Source organism: Eubacterium sp. An3 (genome assembly GCF_002159465.1).
Lineage (GTDB): Bacteria > Bacillota > Clostridia > Lachnospirales > Lachnospiraceae > Anaerobutyricum > Anaerobutyricum stercoris.
On sequence record NZ_NFIR01000108.1, the window covers coordinates 1 to 659 of the forward strand.

Here is a 659-nt window from a genome sequence, read left to right on the forward strand (position 1 = left end):
TAAAAATTCTTTGAAGGATATTCATAAGACTATTATGAAGGAAAACAGCACAAAAAGAAACCCCTAATTCCCCCATGAATGGGGGCTAGGGGGTTGAAGTGTCAAAGACACTTTTTTATGTGCTGGTCTGCTTCAGCCGCCCCGCTGCTTATTCAAAGCAGCAACTACCTACATAATTTCATACAGGAATGAGGATAACCTCTCAAAAAAATCTTCTGCTGTTGGTGGTACTCTCACGCCCCTAATGTAGAAGTTTTAGCTCTACAACATAGTTCTTATTTTTCTCACTGCCGCAAAGGTTTAACAGCCTTTGCGGTTTTTTGTTTGTCGATATGTGTCGGGAAAAAGGACAAGCCTTCTTCCGGTATCGGCTGCCGTTCTCCGCCCTTTCCAATCTGAATGTTCAAACAAATCAGATTGGAGGTAAGGAAAATGGCATACAACCATGGAAAAGCAGAGTATAAATGGAAACTCTGGAAAGAGAGAGAAGAAAAAATTTTAAGAGACAATGGTGTTACCGAAGATACGATTGAAGCAATCCGTCTCTATGACCGTCAGGCATTTAATTCAGACAGACGCTATTATGAGCGTGTGCAGGAAACAGGTACATATCTGGATACCGTAGCAGCATCCACAGATCAGGCAGAACTGAAAACAGT

Annotated in this window: 1 pseudogene; it reads left to right on the plus strand. The window is 41.7% G+C overall.

Annotated elements, in window-relative coordinates:
* Positions 1-432 precede the first annotated feature (432 nt).
* Positions 433-659 (plus strand): annotated as a pseudogene (locus tag B5F87_RS20565) (sigma-70 family RNA polymerase sigma factor); the annotation flags it as partial.